Origin of the sequence: Blautia sp. HCP28S3_G10 (genome assembly GCF_052065235.1) — a bacterium.
Classification (GTDB): Bacteria; Bacillota; Clostridia; order Lachnospirales; family Lachnospiraceae; genus Blautia_A.
In genome coordinates this window covers 16,435-35,296 of sequence record NZ_JBQHUL010000027.1, presented here as the reverse complement: position 1 = coordinate 35,296, position 18,862 = coordinate 16,435, and the positions used below count along the sequence as shown (strand labels likewise).

The 18,862-nt window shown below is 43.8% G+C and carries 18 protein-coding genes; all 18 read left to right on the top strand.

Features of this window, described 5'->3' with window-relative positions; genetic code table 11:
- Positions 1-10: 10 nt before the first annotated feature.
- The 18 genes from atpF to ACTNB8_RS11355 all read left to right on the top strand — a co-directional run bounded on the left by atpF (position 11) and on the right by ACTNB8_RS11355 (position 18,860).
- The gene (gene atpF / locus ACTNB8_RS11440; protein WP_441054777.1) at positions 11-514 is read left to right on the top strand and encodes a F0F1 ATP synthase subunit B; all 504 of its coding nucleotides are present in this window, start codon (positions 11-13) and stop codon (positions 512-514) included.
- Entirely contained in the window at positions 511-1,050 is a 540-nt protein-coding gene (gene atpH, locus ACTNB8_RS11435) for an ATP synthase F1 subunit delta (protein ID WP_441054775.1), read from the top strand. Before atpF ends, atpH begins: the two co-directional genes overlap by 4 nt.
- Before the next feature lie 65 nt (positions 1,051-1,115).
- A complete protein-coding gene (gene atpA / locus ACTNB8_RS11430; RefSeq protein WP_296156616.1) occupies positions 1,116-2,645 on the top strand; it encodes a F0F1 ATP synthase subunit alpha in 1,530 nt (509 codons plus the stop codon).
- Positions 2,646-2,668: 23 nt separating this feature from the next.
- On the top strand, positions 2,669-3,526 hold the full coding sequence (atpG, locus tag ACTNB8_RS11425) for an ATP synthase F1 subunit gamma (RefSeq protein WP_441054773.1): 858 nt from the start codon (positions 2,669-2,671) through the stop codon (positions 3,524-3,526).
- Between the two features lie 21 nt (positions 3,527-3,547).
- Entirely contained in the window at positions 3,548-4,942 is a 1,395-nt protein-coding gene (gene atpD / locus ACTNB8_RS11420; protein WP_296156613.1) for a F0F1 ATP synthase subunit beta, read from the top strand.
- Positions 4,943-4,954: 12 nt separating this feature from the next.
- Positions 4,955-5,356, top strand: coding sequence for an ATP synthase F1 subunit epsilon (gene atpC, locus ACTNB8_RS11415; RefSeq protein WP_441054771.1), 402 nt, complete (start codon positions 4,955-4,957; stop codon positions 5,354-5,356).
- 137 nt (positions 5,357-5,493) lie between these two features.
- On the top strand, positions 5,494-7,053 hold the full coding sequence (gene cls, locus ACTNB8_RS11410; RefSeq protein WP_441054769.1) for a cardiolipin synthase: 1,560 nt from the start codon (positions 5,494-5,496) through the stop codon (positions 7,051-7,053).
- 354 nt (positions 7,054-7,407) lie between these two features.
- Positions 7,408-8,169, top strand: coding sequence for a nucleotide-binding protein (locus ACTNB8_RS11405; protein ID WP_441054767.1), 762 nt, complete (start codon positions 7,408-7,410; stop codon positions 8,167-8,169).
- On the top strand, positions 8,166-9,452 hold the full coding sequence (locus ACTNB8_RS11400) for a nitrogenase component 1 (RefSeq protein ID WP_441054765.1): 1,287 nt from the start codon (positions 8,166-8,168) through the stop codon (positions 9,450-9,452). The genes ACTNB8_RS11405 and ACTNB8_RS11400 overlap by 4 nt, the downstream gene beginning before the upstream one ends.
- On the top strand, positions 9,449-10,510 hold the full coding sequence (locus ACTNB8_RS11395; protein WP_441054763.1) for a nitrogenase component 1: 1,062 nt from the start codon (positions 9,449-9,451) through the stop codon (positions 10,508-10,510). The genes ACTNB8_RS11400 and ACTNB8_RS11395 overlap by 4 nt, the downstream gene beginning before the upstream one ends.
- On the top strand, positions 10,500-12,878 hold the full coding sequence (gene hypF, locus ACTNB8_RS11390) for a carbamoyltransferase HypF (protein ID WP_441054761.1): 2,379 nt from the start codon (positions 10,500-10,502) through the stop codon (positions 12,876-12,878). Before ACTNB8_RS11395 ends, hypF begins: the two co-directional genes overlap by 11 nt.
- Before the next feature lie 17 nt (positions 12,879-12,895).
- On the top strand, positions 12,896-13,108 hold the full coding sequence (locus tag ACTNB8_RS11385; RefSeq protein ID WP_296156600.1) for a HypC/HybG/HupF family hydrogenase formation chaperone: 213 nt from the start codon (positions 12,896-12,898) through the stop codon (positions 13,106-13,108).
- The gene (gene hypD, locus ACTNB8_RS11380) at positions 13,105-14,154 is read left to right on the top strand and encodes a hydrogenase formation protein HypD (protein ID WP_441054758.1); all 1,050 of its coding nucleotides are present in this window, start codon (positions 13,105-13,107) and stop codon (positions 14,152-14,154) included. The genes ACTNB8_RS11385 and hypD overlap by 4 nt, the downstream gene beginning before the upstream one ends.
- 126 nt (positions 14,155-14,280) lie before the next feature.
- Entirely contained in the window at positions 14,281-15,294 is a 1,014-nt protein-coding gene (gene hypE / locus ACTNB8_RS11375; protein WP_441054756.1) for a hydrogenase expression/formation protein HypE, read from the top strand.
- Between the two features lie 19 nt (positions 15,295-15,313).
- The gene (locus ACTNB8_RS11370; RefSeq protein ID WP_296156595.1) at positions 15,314-15,574 is read left to right on the top strand and encodes a TM1266 family iron-only hydrogenase system putative regulator; all 261 of its coding nucleotides are present in this window, start codon (positions 15,314-15,316) and stop codon (positions 15,572-15,574) included.
- Between the two features lie 18 nt (positions 15,575-15,592).
- Positions 15,593-16,360, top strand: coding sequence for a nitrogenase iron protein NifH (locus ACTNB8_RS11365; protein ID WP_441054754.1), 768 nt, complete (start codon positions 15,593-15,595; stop codon positions 16,358-16,360).
- Entirely contained in the window at positions 16,354-17,739 is a 1,386-nt protein-coding gene (locus tag ACTNB8_RS11360; protein ID WP_441054752.1) for a nitrogenase component 1, read from the top strand. Before ACTNB8_RS11365 ends, ACTNB8_RS11360 begins: the two co-directional genes overlap by 7 nt.
- A complete protein-coding gene (locus ACTNB8_RS11355; protein ID WP_441054750.1) occupies positions 17,736-18,860 on the top strand; it encodes a nitrogenase component 1 in 1,125 nt (374 codons plus the stop codon). The genes ACTNB8_RS11360 and ACTNB8_RS11355 overlap by 4 nt, the downstream gene beginning before the upstream one ends.
- The last annotated feature ends 2 nt before the right edge of the window (positions 18,861-18,862 follow it).

The window sequence follows — 18,862 nt, the reverse complement described above, 5'->3', positions numbered from 1 at the left end:
GGTTACAAACATGCAGGTACAGGAATTAGTAGGAATTGTGCCGTGGAATTTTATAGCGACGATTTGCAACCTTTTTATTCAGGTGTATCTCATTAAACGCTTCCTTTTTAAGCCGATCAATGAAATGCTGGACAAGCGTAAAGCAAAAGCTGACGCAGAGATCCAGGACGCAGTGAAGGCAAAAGAAGAAGCACAGGCCATGAAAACTGAGTACGAAAAGAACATGCAGGAAGCCAGAAACAAAGCAAACGAGATCGTTACTGCAGCACAGAAAACAGCTGCTGTTCAGAGCGAGGAAATGCTGAAAGAGGCTACCAGCCAGGTAACTGCCATGAAAGAAAAGGCAGAGAAAGATATTGCTCAGGAGAAACGTAAAGCTGTCAATGAGATCAAAGGTGAAATCGGCGGTATGGCTGTTGAGATTGCCGGTAAGGTAATCGAACGCGAAATCAATGAAGAAGATCATACGAAACTGATTAATGATTTTATTGAGAATGTAGGTGAGGCATCATGACACAAGCTGCCAAAGTATATGGCGGCAGTCTGTACGATCTTGCCGCCGAAGAAAAGCTCGATGGACAGATCATGGAGCAGATGAATGAAATCAGACAGATTTTCCGTGAAAATCCAGGATATCTGAAATTACTGGGAGAACCGGCAATTCCGCAGGATGAAAGACTGAAACTTATAGATGAAGCTTTCGGGGAACAGGTTGAGCCATACCTTCTGAATTTTATCAAGATCCTGTGTGAAAAGAAAATTCTCAGAGAATATTCAGGATGTTGTGATGAATTTACCAGAAGATATAATTCAGATCATGGTATTGTGGAAGCTGTAGTGACCAGTGCAGTAAAACTGAAAGAAGAACAGATGGAAGCTCTGAAGGGCAAACTGGAGAAGGTAAGCGGAAAGAAAATCCATCTGACTCAGAAGACAGATCCGACAGTTCTTGCCGGTCTCCGTGTGGAGATGGAAGGAAAACAGCTGGATGGAACTGTGCAGGGGCGTATTTCAGATATATCAAAAAAACTGGATACAGTAGTGGTGTAGTAATTAAGTGACTGTAAAGGCAGTAAATAGTTATGCTATAAAATGTTAAAGGATGGAATGGACACATGCAATTAAAACCTGAAGAAATATCCAAAGTCATCCGAAGCCAGATAAAATATTATGAAAATGCGATTCAGCAGAATGAAACAGGAACTATTCTTATGGTTGGTGATGGAATCGCCCGGGCAAGCGGTCTTGTAAACTGTATGGCCGGTGAGCTGCTGGAATTTGAAGACGGAAATTTCGGTATGGCTCAGAACCTCGAAGAGAACAGTGTTTCCATTGTAATTTTTGGCTCAGATGAAAATATTGGTGAAGGTCAGACCGTGAAACGTACAGGCAAGGTAGTGTCTGTACCGGTAGGCGAAGCAATGATCGGACGAGTAGTAAATGCTCTTGGTCAGCCTATTGACGGAGCAGGACCGATTGATACAAAAGAATTTCGCCCGGTAGAGAGCAAGGCTCCGGGAATCTGTGAGAGAAGATCTGTATATCAGCCTCTTCAGACCGGTATTAAAGCAATTGACTCAATGATTCCTATCGGACGTGGTCAGCGTGAACTTATCATTGGTGACCGTCAGACCGGAAAGACTACGATCGCAACAGATACAATTATCAACCAGAAAGGCAAAGATGTCATCTGTATCTATGTTGCAATCGGACAGAAAAGATCTACTGTAGCATCCCTGGTAGAAAATCTTACCAGAAACGGTGCTATGGATTATACAATCGTTGTAGCAGCTACAGCTTCTGAATCCAGCCCGCTGCAATACATTGCACCATATTCAGGCTGTGCAATGGGTGAGTATTTCATGAATCAGGGAAAAGATGTGCTGATCATTTATGATGATCTGAGTAAACATGCGGTTGCCTATCGTGCACTTTCTCTTCTGATCCGTCGTCCACCGGGACGTGAAGCATATCCTGGAGATGTATTCTATCTTCACTCCAGACTGCTTGAACGTGCTGCGAAGCTTGACGATGAACATGGCGGTGGTTCACTGACAGCGCTGCCGATCATTGAGACACAGGCAGGAGATGTATCTGCCTATATCCCGACAAACGTAATTTCCATTACAGACGGACAGATTTTCCTGGAGACAGAGCTTTTCCATTCAGGAATCATGCCGGCTGTAAACCCTGGTATTTCCGTATCACGAGTTGGTGGAGATGCGCAGATCAAAGCAATGAAGAAAGTTGCCGGAACCCTGAAACTGATCTACTCTCAGTATCGTGAGCTGCAGAGCTTCGCTCAGTTCGGATCGGATCTGGATGCTGACACCAAGGCGCGTCTGGAACAGGGTGCTCGAATCGTAGAAGTTCTGAAACAGAATCAGAATGCACCGGTACCTGTAGAAAAACAGGTAGCGATCCTGTATGCGGTAACAAAAGGTATTCTTGAGACAGTTAAGGTTGAAGATGTAAGCGCTTATGAATCAGGATTATATACATTCCTGGATACAGATGCAGCCGGACTGGAAGCAATGCAGCTGATCAGTTCTACCGGCAAACTTGAGCAGGAAACTGAAGAAAAACTGCGCCAGGCACTGGAAACCTATACAGAAAATTTCCTGAATTCAAGACCTGACAAATAATGTGATTAGGAGGGTATGGTTATATGGCCGGAAACATGAAAGCGGTAAAGCTGCGCATCAAAAGTGTACAGAGTACCATGCAGATTACCAAAGCCATGGAGCTTGTAGCATCCTCCAAACTGCGTAAGGCAAAAGAACGGGCAGAAACCTGTCGTCCCTATTTTACCGAACTGCATGAGACTCTGAAAGAGATTGCAAGAGAGAACATTGATTTTTCCTCAGTTTATGCCAGAGAAGCTTCCAGCACCAGAACCTGTTATGTGGTGATCGCCGGTGACAGAGGTCTGGCAGGAGGATATAATGCAAATCTTTTCAAATGTCTGGAAGCGTCAGCAGAAGGCAAGGACTATATGGTGCTGCCAATAGGAAAAAAAGCAGTAGAATATTTCAAACAGAGAGGAATCGAAAGCCTGACAGAACAGTTTGCCGAAGTTGCAGCTGTGTCTGTTGCTGACTGTTTTGAGATCGCAAATCTGCTTTGCGAAGAATTCAAAAAAGGAACATTTGGTCATATTGAATTATGTTATACAGTATTTACGTCCATGCTTTCTCAGCAGCCGGAAGTATTTTCGTTGCTTCCGATGACAGATATCAGAGAAGAAAGCGGCGGCAAAGTGGAGAGTAAAAATCTTATTCTCTATGAGCCGGGAGCAGAAGTTGTATTTAATGCCATTGTTCCGGAATATCTGGCAGGAATTGTTTATGGCGGTATATGTGAAAGTACTGCCAGTGAACTTGCAGCCAGACGTATGGCCATGGATGCAGCTACAAGTAATGCGGAAGAGATGATCGATAAACTGAATCTGTATTACAACAGGGCACGACAGGCCAGCATCACGCAGGAAATCACGGAGATTGTCGCAGGTGCGGAAGGGCTTTAGAATATATAGGAGACTTAAAACATGAGTGAAAAACACATTGGCGAAGTAGTACAGGTCATCGGTCCGGTTCTGGACATCCGCTTTGCGCACGATGAACTGCCTGCTCTTCTCAATGCCATAGAGATTGAACATGATGGCGCAAAGCTGACAGCCGAAGTAGCTCAGCAGATTGGTGATGATGTCGTAAGATGTATTGCCATGAACTCTACTGACGGTCTTGTCCGGGGAACGAAGGCACTTGATACCGGAGGCCCCATCACAGTTCCTGTAGGTGATGCCTGCCTGGGACGAGTATTTAACCTTCTTGGAGATCCGGTAGATAATCAGCCGGCTCCTGAAGCAAAGGAACGCTGGTCTATCCATCGTCCTGCTCCTTCTTATGAAGAACAGATGCCTGCAACAGAAATTCTGGAAACAGGTATTAAGGTTGTTGACCTGATCTGCCCTTATGCAAAAGGTGGTAAGATTGGTCTCTTCGGTGGAGCTGGTGTAGGAAAAACTGTCCTTATCATGGAACTTATCCACAATGTAGCAACAGCCCATGGTGGTCTGTCTGTATTTACAGGTGTTGGAGAACGTACCCGTGAGGGAAATGACCTTTATAATGAAATGAAAGAAAGCGGAGTTATCGATAAAACAGCTCTGGTTTACGGCCAGATGAATGAGCCGCCGGGAGCACGTATGCGAGTAGGACTTTCCGGTCTTACCATGGCTGAATATTTCCGTGACGAAAAGAACCAGGATGTACTTCTTTTCATTGATAATATTTTCCGTTTCACACAGGCTGGTTCAGAAGTATCTGCACTTCTTGGACGTATGCCGTCAGCCGTTGGTTATCAGCCGACACTGGCAACAGAAATGGGTAACTTACAGGAGCGAATCACTTCCACAAGAAAGGGTTCCATCACATCCGTACAGGCCGTATATGTACCTGCCGATGACCTGACAGACCCTGCTCCTGCAACTACATTCTCACATCTGGATGCAACAACAGTACTTTCCCGTGAGATTTCCAGCCAGGGTATTTATCCGGCAGTTGATCCACTGGATTCTACAAGCCGTATCCTTTCTCCTGAGATCGTAGGAAAAGAACATTACGAAATCGCAAGATCAGTACAGAGAGTTCTTCAGCGTTACAAAGAACTGCAGGATATCATTGCTATCATGGGTATGGATGAACTGTCAGAAGAAGATAAACGTACAGTTAACCGTGCCCGTAAAGTTCAGAGATACCTGTCGCAGAGCTTTTCTGTTGCAGAGCAGTTTACAGGTATGCCTGGTAAATATGTTCCTCTGAAAGAGACCTTAAGAGGATTTAAGATGATCCTTGACGGAGAATGCGATGACATTCCTGAAAGCTATTTCCTTTTTGCAGGAACTATTGATGAAGTTTTTGAAAAAGCGAAGAAGCAGTAAAGGAGGTGTCCTATGAGTACCTTTCCGTTACGAATCGGAACACCGGACGGACTGCTTTATGAAGGTAATGTTGAGCGCGTAGTCTGCAGAAGTATCAGTGGTGATCTGGCCATTCTTGCAAGACACTGTAATTTCTGTACAGCCCTTGGTATGGGTGAAGCAAGTGTAGTGATGGAGGATGGAACAAGACGGACTGCTGCCTGCATTGGCGGAATGCTTTCTGTAATGAATGGAACCTGCCGTCTTCTCGCAACTACCTGGGAATGGAAAGAAGATATCGATGTCCCAAGGGCAGAAGAAGCGAAGAAGAGAGCAGAAGCCATGATCGCCAAAGGCGGACTCACAGACCATGAGTATAAAATAGCCGAAGCAAAACTTCAGAGGGCGTTGGTGCGTCTCAGTGTAAAACAATAAAAATATGTCTTTAAATGTTTCAGGGAGGGTTAATGACTCTCCCTGAATTTTATGTTTACGTATTTGGGTTAAAGTGCTATGATGTCTATCACAGAAAAAACTTAATGACAAAAGCCAGAAAAAGGAGAAGATCTTTCATGAAAACTACAACTGTGGAAGGCAGGGCAAAAACAAAGAATGGTGTTACCAGACTTGTATTTTCAGTTTTGTGTATTTTGCTGGAAGTTATATTTATTGTTTCGCTGTTCACCAGACTGAACAGGTATGCAGAAGCAATCAATATTTTAACAAGGGTGCTTGCGCTGATCATTATTCTGAATATGTATGCTTCGCCTGTGACTGCAACGATAAAAATGCCATGGATACTTCTGATGCTGGTATTTCCGGTAATGGGAGTGACCTTATATCTTCTTGTAGGACTTAATGGCGGTACAAACCGTATGAAAAAGAGATATCGGGATATTGACAATGAACTCCTTCCACTTCTGCCGGAAAACAGAAATATCAGTCAGAAACTGCATGAAAAAGTTCCGAAAGCAGGAAATATTGCAGATTATATACAGAGGAATGCTTTTTATCCGGTTTATCAGAATACAGATGTTACCTATTACGATCAGGCAGTGAAAGGATTACGGGCACAGATTGCTGATCTTGAAAAAGCTGAGAAATTTATTTTCATGGAATATCATGCAATTGAAGATGCAGAAGCATGGAATCAAATTCAGAAAGTTCTGGAAGAACGTGTCAGGGCAGGCGTGGAGGTCAGGGTTTTTTATGATGATATGGGTTCGATAGGCTTTATTAATACAGATTTTATCAAAAAAATGAATGCAGTGGGAATTCAGTGCAGAGTTTTTAACCCTTTTGCCCCGGGCCTGAATGTTTTTCTGAATAACAGGGATCACCGTAAGATTACAGTAATTGACGGTAAGGTAGGATTTACCGGTGGCTATAATCTTGCAAACGAATATTTTAATATCACACATCCTTACGGAACATGGAAGGATACCGGAATCCGGCTGGAAGGAGATGCAGTACGCTCGCTTACTGTTACTTTTCTGGAGATGTGGAATGCAGTAAGCGACAAAGACAGAAACGATACAGATTTTTCCCTTTATCTGCCGGAATATGAATATCATGCAAAACAGAACGGGTTTATTCAGCCTTATGCAGACAGCCCGCTGGATGATGAACAGGTTGGTGAAGAAGTATATATCAGTATGGTAAATAAAGCAGAAAAATACTGCTGGTTTATTACGCCATATCTGATCATTACAGATGAGATGACACATGCGCTGACACTGGCCGCAAAGCGAGGTGTAGATGTGCGGATCATTACTCCTGGAATCCCTGACAAAAAAATGGTCTACAGTGTTACCAGATCTTTTTACAACAGCCTTGTCAGAAATGGAGTTCGCATCTATGAATGGACACCGGGTTTCTGTCATGCGAAGATGAGCGTGGCTGATGACTGTATGGCAACCTGTGGAACCATCAATCTGGACTACAGAAGTCTTTATCATCATTTTGAGAATGGATGCTTTATAGTTGATCATGATATTGCGACACAGATTCATGATGACCTCAGACAGGTTATGAATGAAAGTTGTGAGGTGACAGAAAAATATTGTTCTGGTCGCAGTGCTTATCTCCGTCTGGGACAGTTGTTTTTGAGACTGTTTGCGGAATTGTTATAAAAAAATGACAATAAATGTGCAAAAATTATATATAATTACCAGAAACAGCAGGTGTTAGCGTTGACTGACCCTGCTGTTTTGCGTTATGATAATAGAAATAGTTCAGGTTATTGCTCAGACGGGATGAAATACTTCTACCCGAATGATAATTTAAAGATTACCTGAAACAGCTGCTGGGAACAGGCACAGCAGGATATACGATAATGATACAGAACAGACTCTGACGGCAAGGACAGATCCGAGCAGGAATAGTTGTAAATGAAGTGACTTTTTATGGGACTTCTCTACCCTGACGGTGGAGGAGTCCTTTTGCTTTCTGAGAAAATTGTCAGATTCTGATCGAGGGAGGATAAAATGTTAAAAGTTGCAATTTATGGAAAAGGCGGCATCGGGAAATCCACAGTGACTTCCAATCTGGCAGCAGCCTTTGCATCTATGGGAAAAAGGGTTATTCAGATCGGATGTGACCCGAAGGCGGATTCCACAATTAATCTTCTGGGAGGGGAACCACTAAGGCCTGTAATGAATTATATGAGAGAAGAAGATGAGGAACCGGAAAAACTGGAAGACATATCGAAGATCGGCTATGGCGGAATCCTCTGTATAGAGACCGGTGGACCGACACCGGGACTTGGATGCGCTGGCAGAGGAATCATAGCAACGTTTCAGCTTCTTGAAGACCTTAAGCTGTTTGAAACCTATAAGCCGGACGTTGTGCTTTATGATGTACTTGGAGATGTGGTCTGCGGAGGATTTGCAGCACCGATCAGAGAAGGTTATGCAGAAAAAGTCCTGATCGTCACATCAGGAGAAAAAATGGCTCTTTATGCAGCTAATAATATATCAAGCGCAGTGCGAAACTTTGAAGACAGAAGTTATGCAAGAGTATTCGGTATTGTGCTGAATCACCGTAATGTAGAGAACGAAAACCAGAAAGTAGAAGAATTTTCCAGAAAAAGCGGAATTCCCATTGTGGGAGAAATTCCCAGAAGTGATGAGATTATCCGAAATGAGGATATGGGAAAAACAGTGATCGAAGGCAATCCGGATTCAGAGATCAGCAGAAGATTTTTTGATCTTGCGGAAATGCTTTTGCGAAGTGAGGAGGACGCATGAAAAGAGATGCCTATTTTTGTACAGTAAAAGAATTGCAGGAAGCAGGCAGGGAAAATATTCCGGATCAGTTCCGCTCCAATACGCATCTGATCTACAGTTCCCCTGCAACACTTGCATTCAACTCTCCGGGAGCGGAAGGCTTCGGCGTAAAAAGAGCCGGGCTTGCAGTGCCTGATTCAATTATGCTGATCGTAGCCCCCGGTTGTTGTGGGAGAAATACTTCTCTTATCAGTTCCATGCGGGAATATGATAACCGTTTCTTCTATCTGATGATGGATGAAACAGATATTGTTACAGGACGTCACCTGAAAAAAATTCCAAAAGCTGTTGCAGAGATATGTGAATGCTGTGAAAAGAAGCCTTCCGTAGTGATGATCTGCATCACCTGTGTAGATGCACTTCTTGGAACTGACATGGAGCGTGTCTGTCGGAAGGCGGAAGAGAAGGCCGGAATACCGGTGCGACCATGTTATATGTATGCGCTTACCAGAGAGGGAAGAAAACCTCCGATGGTTCATGTAAGACAGTCGCTTTACTCTCTTCTGGAGCCGCAGAAGAAAAAAGCAAATGTAGTAAATCTGCTGGGATTTTTTTCACCGCTTACAGATGACTGTGAGCTTTATGATCTTCTTCACGGAGCAGGCGTAAAGACAGTACATGAGATTTCCAGATGCAGAGATTTTGAGGAATACACGCATATGTCTGAGGCAAACTTTAATCTGGTACTTCACTCGGAGGCAAGATTTGCAGCAGAAGATTTTCATAACAGACTGAAAATTCCTTTTATTGAACTGCGGAGACTTTATCAGACAGATAAGATCGACAGCCAGTATCATGCACTTGCAAAAGTTCTCGGGGTGAAATTTGAAACAGAAAATGTGCGAAAATCAGCAGAAAATGCGGTAGAAGAATTCAGAAAAAAGAAACCGGACGCTTCATTTGCAGTGGGGGAATGCATGAACGGAGATCCTTTTGAGCTTTCTCTGGCACTTCTGAAATATGGTTTTCAGGTGAATGAAATTTACGGAACGATCACAGCTGAAAACTTTGTTTATATGAGATCACTTGCAGAGTTAAGTCCTGAGACAAAAGTTTTTTCAAATATGGAACCGACCATGATCTATTACGATCCGGCAGAAAGTGGTGTAAATATTACTATTGGCAAGGATGCGCTTTATTATCATCAGGACTGTCCGGGACTGATGTGGAATCAGGACACACAGCCTTATGGATTTTCCGGAGTTCGGCATTTATTTGAAGCATTGACGGAGGTGGTGAAATGAGAGGTTTACGAAAATATCTGACACCTTTTGCACCGGACCAATCAGGTGCAGTGTCTGTGCTTTATGAACTTGGCGGGATCATTGTGATCTGCGATGCAGGTGGCTGTACAGGAAATGTCTGCGGATTTGATGAGCCGAGATGGTTTCAAAACAAAAGTGCAGTGTTCAGTGCCGGATTACGTGATATGGATGCAATCCTGGGTCGGGACGACAGGCTGGTTGCGAAGCTTGCAGATGCGGCAGACAAGGTCGAGGCATCTTTTGCGGCAATCATCGGGACGCCTGTTCCGGCAGTTATCGGAACAGATTATCTTGCACTGAAACGAATGAGCGAAAAGAAAACAGACCTTCCGATCATGACAGTGGATGCGAATGGAATGGAACTGTACGACAGCGGCGAAGAAAAAGCCTGGCTTGCACTTTTTCAGACTTTTGCAAAAGAAATATATCCGGTGGATGAGGGAAGAGTGGGAATTCTCGGTATGACACCGCAGGATATCAGTGACCTTGGGGCGGCAGACAGAATCAGAGAATTTTTTAAAGATAAATATGATCAGCGGGCAGTATGTTATGGAATGGGGGATGGTCTGGAAGAAGTAAAAAAAGCTTCTTCTGTGAGCAGAAATATTGTTGTATCACCGGCGGCACTTAAGACGGCAGAATATCTTAAGAAAACTTTCGGGACGGCCTATGAAGTGGGATATCCTCTTGTGGAGGAACTGATTCCTGATATGGATTATGCAGGGAAAAAAGTGCTTGTCGTACATCAGCAGGTAATTGCTGATTCTATCCGTAAAGAGCTTCGTAAAAAAGGTGCTGCAGAGATACAGACGGCCAGCTGGTTTATGATGCAAAAAGAACTTCGGGAAGAACATGATGTTTTTCTGAGAGATGAAGATGATTATACAGAACTGATAAAAAATAATGATTTTGACCTTATATTTGCAGATGCGGCCATGGAGCGGATGACACCGCAGGCAGCGGGTAGATTTATAAACGTGAGACATTTTGCAGTGTCAGGAAGACTGACAGAAACGGGATATTTTTATGGAAGATAATACGACAAAACAGGTCACAAAACAGATACGTGTCTATGGAATTGTTCAGGGAGTGGGTTTCCGGCCAACGGTTTCAAGGCATGCCATGGCATGGAATATCCATGGAAATGTCAGTAATAAGGGACCATATGTGGAGATATTTGCACAGGGACCGGAAGAAGCAGTGAATGGTTTTATTTCCGATATCGAAAATAAGCCGCCCAAAAGGGCTGCAATTCTGAAAATGAATGTTGAGAAAGTAAGTGAACCGGCGGAATATCAGAAGTTTGATATTATTGAAAGTGAGAAAACAAAGGGCGAAATATTTGTTTCTCCGGACATTGCAATCTGTGATGAGTGTAAAGAAGAGATGTTCAACCCGTCTGACAGAAGATATCTTCATCCATTTATTAACTGTACCTGCTGTGGACCGAGACTTACGATTCTGGATTCTCTGCCTTATGACCGGGAGCGTACCAGTATGAAAGAGTTTCCAATGTGTCCTTCCTGTGCGGAAGAATACAATAACCCGGAAACGAGACGGTATGATGCACAGCCTGTATGCTGTAATAACTGTGGACCGGAAGTTTATCTGATCGGAAGAGAGGAACGTGGCCGGGAGGCAATTACATATACAAGGAAGACCATCGCAGAGGGTGGAATTGTGGCAATTAAAGGAATCGGAGGCTTTCACCTCTGTTGTGATGCCACGAATGAAGCGGCAGTAAGCCGTCTGCGTACTCTGAAAAAAAGACCGGCGAAACCTTTTGCGGTTATGGCACGTGACATTGAAACTGTAAAAAAAGAATGCCAGGTATCAGAAGAACAGGAAAAAATCCTCACAGGTCACCAGAAACCAATACTTCTGCTGGACAAAGAGTCCGGTTCAGGAAAACTGTGTGATTCTGTGGCGCCGGGCAATCCAAAAGTAGGAGTGATGCTTCCTTATGCGCCGGTACAGCTTCTGATTTTTCAATACGATGACGGAATAAAAATGCCTGATCTTCTGGTAATGACCAGTGGGAATACTTCAGGAGCACCTATCTGCAGAGATGATTCGGACGCAGAAGCAGAACTTGCATATCTCTGTGACTGTATGCTCTCTCATGACAGGAAGATACGGATACGGGCAGATGATTCGGTCATGGATTTTTATAAGGGGGAACCTTATATGATTCGCCGCTCGAGAGGGTATGCACCCCTTCCATCAATGATTTCCACAGAGCAGAAGGGACAGGTGCTGGCTATTGGTGGAGAACTTAAGAATTCCTTTTGCATAGGTGTGGATAATCGTTTTTATCTCTCACCATATATTGGAGATCTGGAGGATCTTCGAACTGTAAAAGCACTGAAAGAAACGATTGGGCGTATGGAAACGCTCCTGGAAGTGGAACCTTCTGCAGCAGTCTGCGATCTGCATCCGAAATATAATTCTACGATGGTTGCAGAGGAACTGGAGCTGCCTTTACTGAAAGTACAGCATCATTATGCTCATATTCTGTCCTGCATGGCAGAAAATGACTGCCAGGAACCGGTAATTGGAGTTTCATTTGACGGAACAGGTTATGGAACAGACGGGACTATATGGGGAGGAGAAATTCTCCAATGTGATTACAGGGATTTCAGACGACTGGGAAGTATTGAACCTTTTGTACAGGTTGGCGGTGACGCTTCTGCAAGAGAGGGCTGGAGAATAGCAGCTTCCATGCTTTACGGTATTACCGGTGACAGGGAAAAAACTCTGGAACTGGCAGAAAAACTGGAACTCTGTACAGAGCAGGAGGCGAAAGTTCTCTTTACTATGTCTGACAGACGTATCAATGCAGTGACTTCTACGAGTGCTGGAAGACTTTTTGACGGAGTAAGTGCTATTCTTGGTATCAGTAAGAGTGCCACTTTTGAGGGAGAAGCCTCTATGGCATTGGAGTTTGCTGCCGAAAAAGTTAACGAAAAAATGAAAAAAATTTCCAAAGAAAAGCAGCCACAGAAAAAAAAGACAGCAGATATTTTATGGAAGGACACAGAAAATAAAGAGAAAATGCTGATTCTGAATACAGCAGAACTGGTAAAAAACCTTACAGAAAAAAGACTGAACGGAGAAGATGTGTATACACTTGCCTGGAATTTTCACAGGAGGCTTGCAGATCAGATCTGTGAGGCCTGCAGAATCAGCAGGGATGATACTGGCATTCATATAGCAGCCTTGAGCGGCGGCGTATTTCAGAACCGTCTCCTTCTGGAAATGACAGAAGAAAGCCTTGTGGAAATGGGATTTGCAGTACTGCGTCATCATCTGGTACCGCCGAATGACGGTGGAATCGCATTAGGGCAGGCTGTATATGGAATGGAATATCTGAACAATAAACGACAGAAGTCGATTTTAGTATAAAAGCGGAGGATAATATTATGTGTGTAGGATTATCAGCAAAAGTAGTAAAAATCAGTGAAGGAACAGCAGTAGTAGATGCAGGAGGCGCAAAGAGAGAAGTTTCCGCACAGCTTCTTAATGATCTGGAACCGGGTGATTATGTAATGGTGCATGCAGGTGTTGCAATTGCAAAGATCACAGAAGAAGACGATGAAGAAACAGATCAGCTTATGGAGGATCTGCTGCAATGAGCGAAGAGAAAAAAAGAACGGCAAGAGAAATTATAGAAAATTACGATGGCCCGAAGGTGCGGATCATGGAAGTCTGTGGAACCCATACACATGAGATATTCCGGCTTGGAATCCGTAAACTTCTTCCTCCGCAGGTAGAGTTGATCTCCGGACCAGGCTGCCCTGTCTGTGTTACGCCCGTGGGATTTATTGATGAAGCTGTATGGCTTGCGCTGGAAAAACATATAACAATCTGTACTTTTGGAGACCTTGTCCGTGTACCTGGAACAAAGATGAGTCTTGCAGGAGCCAGAGAACTGGGAGCAAAAATAAAAATCGTTTATTCTCCGGCAGATGCAGAAAAATATGCCAGAGAAAATCCTGATGAACAGGTAGTATTTCTGTCAGTTGGTTTTGAGACTACCACACCGTCAGGTTGTCTTTCTGTAAAACAGGCAAGGGCAGACGGACTGGATAATTATTCTCTTCTAGTGGCAAATAAAACCATGCCAAATGCTTATGAGGCATTAAAAGGAAGTGCAGATATTTTTCTTTATCCAGGTCATGTCAATGCCATCACAGGAACCGCTCTCTGTAAAAAACTTACAGAAGAGGGAGTCAGCGGAGTGGTTGCGGGATTTACTGCAAAAGAACTTCTTACAGCACTGGCTGTGGCACTGGTACAGTTTCAGAAAGGAAAACCTTTCTTTGTAAACTGCTATCCGAGAGTAGTAAAAGAAGAAGGAAGCCCGGAAGCACAACATCTGATGGAAGAACTGATGGAGCCATGTGACAGTGAATGGAGAGGTCTTGGTGTAATACCAGGGTCAGGGGTTCAGCTGAAAGAAAAATGGCAGGAATTTGATGCAAGAAAGAAATATCAGATGCCGGATATAAAGGGAAAACCGAATCCTGCATGCAGATGTGGAGATGTGCTTCAGGGCAAATGCAAACCGTCAGACTGTAAAGTATTCGGAAAAGTATGTACGCCGCAGCATCCGGTAGGAGCATGTATGGTGTCAAATGAAGGGGCATGTTCGGCATATTATATGTATAACAGGGAGTAGCAAGAATGCAGCGGCATTCTTGAAAATAAATCAGCAGATTCCGAATGTTTGCGGGAGTGTGGGATTACTTGGTAATGAAGTGATCCGCAGGTATACAGAAAAATTGAGAGAAAAGAGGACAAGGGTATGGGGATTCAGGATAAAACAGTAACAATGGCTCACGGAGCAGGTGGAAAACAGACTTCAGAACTGATCGACAGCGTTTTTGCAGCACATTTTGCCAATGATGATCTGACAGCAGATGATGCTGCTGTTCTGGTGCCGCCGAAAGGAAAAATGGCAGTATCCACAGATGGATTTATCGTTTCACCGGCATTTTTTCCGGGCGGAAATATCGGTAAACTTTCAATCTGCGGAACAGTAAATGACCTTGCATGTATGGGCGCAAAACCGATGTATCTGACCTGCGCTTTTGTTATAGAAGAGGGATTTCCGATGGAAAAACTGGAAGAGATTGCTGCTTCTATGGAAAAAACGGCAAAAGAGGCGGGAGTACATATTGTATCCGGTGATACAAAAGTAGCAGGTAAGGGCCAGGTGGATGGTGTTTTTATTACAACAACAGGAATGGGACAGATTGAAGAAGGCGTAAATGTAGCCGGTACGTATGCAAAACCGGGTGATGCCATTATTGTTACAGGAGATATCGGACGGCATGGCTGTACAATTCTTCTTGCAAGAGAAGATTTTGGTATTGATGCAGATGTAACAAGTGACTGTGCACCACTCTGGAAAACAGTAGAGGCTGTAATGAATACTACACATGATCTTCACGTAATCCGTGATGCAACAAGAGGTGGTGTAGGAACAGTGCTTTATGAGATTGCGGGCCAGAGTAATGTAGGAATTCGGTTAGATGCAGCTAAAGTGCCTGTTGCACCGGAGGTAAAAGGGGTCTGTGGAATGCTGGGTCTGGAGCCGCTTTATCTGGCGTGCGAAGGCCGTATGGTCATTATGGCACCGAAATCAGAAGCTGAAAAAATTGTAGAAACTCTGAAAAAATGTCCGTATTCAGCAAATGCAGCCATCATTGGAGAAGTTACTGCGGATCAGCCTGGTAAGGTAGTTATGACAACTGAGATCGGAACACAGGCACTGCTTCCACAGCCGGGTGGAGAGCTGCTGCCGAGGATATGTTGATATACGCAGGAGGACAACCATGGACACAAGAGTAGCAGTAATATCCATCATAGTTGAAGACAGCGATTCCATCGAAACACTCAATCAGCTTCTTTATGATGCCCGGGATCATATAATCGGCAGAATGGGAATACCATACCGCGAAAAAAAAATCAGCATTATCAGCATAGCCATAGACGCACCACAGGACGTGATCAGCGCTCTGTCAGGCAAAATCGGACGCCTGAAAGGAGTATCCACAAAAACCGCATATTCCAACGTGATCACAAAAGCTGAATAAAAATCAGGAGGAAATACAATGATCAAAATTGCAGTATACGGTAAAGGTGGCATCGGAAAATCCACCACAGTCTCAAACGTGGCAGCAGCATTAAGCGAACAGGGTATGAAAGTTATGCAGATTGGCTGCGACCCCAAAGCAGATTCAACTATTCTTCTCCGTCATGGTGAGTCGGTGACAACAGTCCTCAATTTATATAACCAGAAAAAACAGAATATGAAACTGGAGGAAATGATAAAAACCGGTTACAGGAATGTAGTCTGTGTAGAGGCAGGCGGTCCCACACCGGGACTTGGATGCGCGGGAAGAGGAATCATAACCGCACTTGAAAAACTGGGAGAGCTGGGAGCATACGAAAAATATCAGCCTGATGTAATCCTTTATGATGTACTGGGCGATGTAGTCTGCGGTGGATTCTCCATGCCTATGCGAAAAGGATATGCAGACAAAGTATTCATTATCACTTCCGGCGAAAATATGGCAATCCATGCAGGAGCCAATATTGCCATGGCAGTAGATAATTTCAAAAACAGAGGATACGCATCCTTAGGTGGAATTATCCTGAACCGTCGGAATGTTCCACGGGAAGAAGAAAAAGTAAAAGAACTCGCAGATGATTTTCATACGGAAGTTATCGGAAGCCTGGATCACAGCGAACTTGTACTCAAAGCAGAAGAACAGGGAAAAACCCTGCTTGAAGCATATCCGGACAGTGAGATGGCAGATGAATACCGGAAACTTGCAAAAGAAATTCTGAAAGTCTGCCAGGAGGAAAAAGAATGCTGAAAAGAGTTGGGGGAGAAATAAGCGAAGAGGGGGCTGTTGTTTCCATAAAAGAAGCATCATTTCCGGTACCTTTTGAGCCAGGACTGGAATTTAATTCACCGGTACATGGAAACTGGAATATTGTTCATACAGGAATGTTAATGCCGGAGGCAAGGCAGATTTATGTCTGTGCAGATAACTGTATGCGAGGTGTTGTTCTTACAGCGGCAGAAATGAATGCCGCAGACAGATTTTCATTTGTGATCGTAGAAGAAGAAAATCTCCTGAACGGTAATCTGGAAGACATTACAATTGAAGGAGTTACTGATATACTGAGCAGACTGGAAAAGAAACCAAAGGCAGTGCTTCTTTTTACAGTGTGCCTTCATCATTTTCTGGGCTGCGATCTGGAACAGGTATATCGAGAACTGGAAGAACGTTTCCCGGATATTTATTTTGTGCGTTGTTATATGGATCCGATCATGCAGAAACATGGTCTGACCCCAGACCAGAAACTACGCAAAGCCATGTATGATCCACTGAATTTTTCTGAAAAAAATTCCCATGCAATAACAATTACAGGCAGTGATTTTGCTCTGGACAAAAGCAGTGACATAAAACGACTGATGGAGCAGAATGATTATGAAGTACTCGAACTTCCAGAGTGCAGAAACTGGGAAGAATATGAAAAACTGGGCGCAGGAAGTATATTTGTGACAGTTTATCCACCGGGGAAATATGGCGGAGAGATGCTTGCAGAGAGATTGCACAGAAAACATCTGTATCTTCCCGGAAGCTGGGATTACGAAGAAATCCGTGGAAATCTCCGGAAACTTGCAGAGACGCTGGAAATCACCAATGACACAGACAGTAAATCACAGGAAAACACAGAAAATAAATGGACAGGTGTCGGAAAATTCTCTGTTGAAGAAGAAATCAGAAAGTGTGAACTGGAGCTGAAGAAAGCAAAGGATGTGATCGGAGATACACCGATAGCACTGGACTATCTTTTTCATCCCAGACCGCTTGGCCTTGCAAGACTTCTGCTTGCCCATGGTTTTCATGTGGAAACTGTTTATCTGGATAGTATCAGCCCGGAAGAACAGGCAGATTTCCTGTGGCTCCAGGACCATTTTCCTGAACTGAAACTGAAAGCAACCATTCAGGTAAAAATGAGGGTTCTTTCCCGCAAAAATAACAGAAAAATACTTGCTATCGGGCAGAAAGCAGCCTGGTTTACAGGGAGCGGTAATTTTGTGAACATGGTTCAGGGCGGAGGGCTTTATGGATTTGACGGAATAAGACGGTTATGCGAACTTATGACAGATGCATATCAGAATGAAAAAGATACTGAGGATCTGGTAGTACGTAAAGGATGGGGGTGTGAAAGCTGCATATGAGACAGGCATATCGAATCATACCGGTTTACACGGCCGATGTATCCGGTGTATGTTCCGCTTTGTATGAACTGGGCGGTATGGTAGTAATGCACGATCCTTCCGGCTGTAATTCCACTTATAATACACACGATGAAATACGCTGGTATGATCAGGACAGTCTGATCTATATTACCGGACTTACGGAAATTGACGCCATTCTAGGAAATGATGAAAAATTTATCCGGGATATTGAGGAGGCGGCAGAACAGCTGAAACCGAAATTTATTGCACTGGCAGGATCACCGATCCCATATATGAATGGTACGGATTTTCCGGCACTGGCACAGATCATAGAGGAAGATACCGGAATACCGACATTTGCAGTGCCCACAAACGGAATGCATGATTATGTCAGAGGAGCGGGAATGGCACTGGAAGCAGTGGCAGAAAAACTTGTTCCGGATAAAGAAGATTCAGAAATATATCCTCATACCGTAAATCTGCTGGGAGTGACCCCTTTGGACTTCGGTCCGCAGTGTTGTGTGGATATTTTGAAGGAAAACATCGAAAAATGTGGATGGAAAGTGTTTTCTACATGGGCAATGGGGGATAACCTTGAAAATCTTGCCAGAGCAGGACAGGCTGAGGTAAATCTTGTGGTAAGTTCAACAGGACTTCGTGCAGCCAGAAAACTGAAAGAAAGATTTGGTACACCTTATGTGACTGGAACACCACTATGGGGACTGGAAGAAAGAATTTCAGAATCGCTGGATAAAAAAGAAGGAATTCCATATCTGGAAAACAGACTTGAAGGGGAACCAGAGATTATGATTATTGGAGAACCGGTAACCATGGGAAGTCTGGCAGCAGCAATAGAGCAGAAATATCACTGTCCGGTAAGAGTCCTCTGTCCACTTGAAGAGACTGAAGAAATCCTGGGAGAAAATGACAGGACAGTATGCGGTGAGGAGGAGATACAGAAAGCACTGCAGACGGCAAAGATAATCATAGCAGATCCATTGTACCACCCTGTGTGTCCGCCAAATGCAAAATTTTATAAGTTGCCCCATATTGCATTTTCAGGAAGAATATATCGCAAAGAGCTTACCAATATATCGAAAAAATACGGAAAATTTATCTAGGC

Bases quoted from the DNA above. Each gene is read 5' to 3' on its own strand.
- atpF (WP_441054777.1), top strand. From the start codon at position 11: ATGCAGGTACAGGAATTAGTAGGAATTGTGCCGTGGAATTTTATAGCG.
- atpH (WP_441054775.1), top strand. From the start codon at position 511: ATGACACAAGCTGCCAAAGTATATGGCGGCAGTCTGTACGATCTTGCC.
- atpA (WP_296156616.1), top strand. From the start codon at position 1,116: ATGCAATTAAAACCTGAAGAAATATCCAAAGTCATCCGAAGCCAGATA.
- atpG (WP_441054773.1), top strand. From the start codon at position 2,669: ATGGCCGGAAACATGAAAGCGGTAAAGCTGCGCATCAAAAGTGTACAG.
- atpD (WP_296156613.1), top strand. From the start codon at position 3,548: ATGAGTGAAAAACACATTGGCGAAGTAGTACAGGTCATCGGTCCGGTT.
- atpC (WP_441054771.1), top strand. From the start codon at position 4,955: ATGAGTACCTTTCCGTTACGAATCGGAACACCGGACGGACTGCTTTAT.
- cls (WP_441054769.1), top strand. From the start codon at position 5,494: ATGAAAACTACAACTGTGGAAGGCAGGGCAAAAACAAAGAATGGTGTT.
- ACTNB8_RS11405 (WP_441054767.1), top strand. From the start codon at position 7,408: ATGTTAAAAGTTGCAATTTATGGAAAAGGCGGCATCGGGAAATCCACA.
- ACTNB8_RS11400 (WP_441054765.1), top strand. From the start codon at position 8,166: ATGAAAAGAGATGCCTATTTTTGTACAGTAAAAGAATTGCAGGAAGCA.
- ACTNB8_RS11395 (WP_441054763.1), top strand. From the start codon at position 9,449: ATGAGAGGTTTACGAAAATATCTGACACCTTTTGCACCGGACCAATCA.
- hypF (WP_441054761.1), top strand. From the start codon at position 10,500: ATGGAAGATAATACGACAAAACAGGTCACAAAACAGATACGTGTCTAT.
- ACTNB8_RS11385 (WP_296156600.1), top strand. From the start codon at position 12,896: ATGTGTGTAGGATTATCAGCAAAAGTAGTAAAAATCAGTGAAGGAACA.
- hypD (WP_441054758.1), top strand. From the start codon at position 13,105: ATGAGCGAAGAGAAAAAAAGAACGGCAAGAGAAATTATAGAAAATTAC.
- hypE (WP_441054756.1), top strand. From the start codon at position 14,281: ATGGGGATTCAGGATAAAACAGTAACAATGGCTCACGGAGCAGGTGGA.
- ACTNB8_RS11370 (WP_296156595.1), top strand. From the start codon at position 15,314: ATGGACACAAGAGTAGCAGTAATATCCATCATAGTTGAAGACAGCGAT.
- ACTNB8_RS11365 (WP_441054754.1), top strand. From the start codon at position 15,593: ATGATCAAAATTGCAGTATACGGTAAAGGTGGCATCGGAAAATCCACC.
- ACTNB8_RS11360 (WP_441054752.1), top strand. From the start codon at position 16,354: ATGCTGAAAAGAGTTGGGGGAGAAATAAGCGAAGAGGGGGCTGTTGTT.
- ACTNB8_RS11355 (WP_441054750.1), top strand. From the start codon at position 17,736: ATGAGACAGGCATATCGAATCATACCGGTTTACACGGCCGATGTATCC.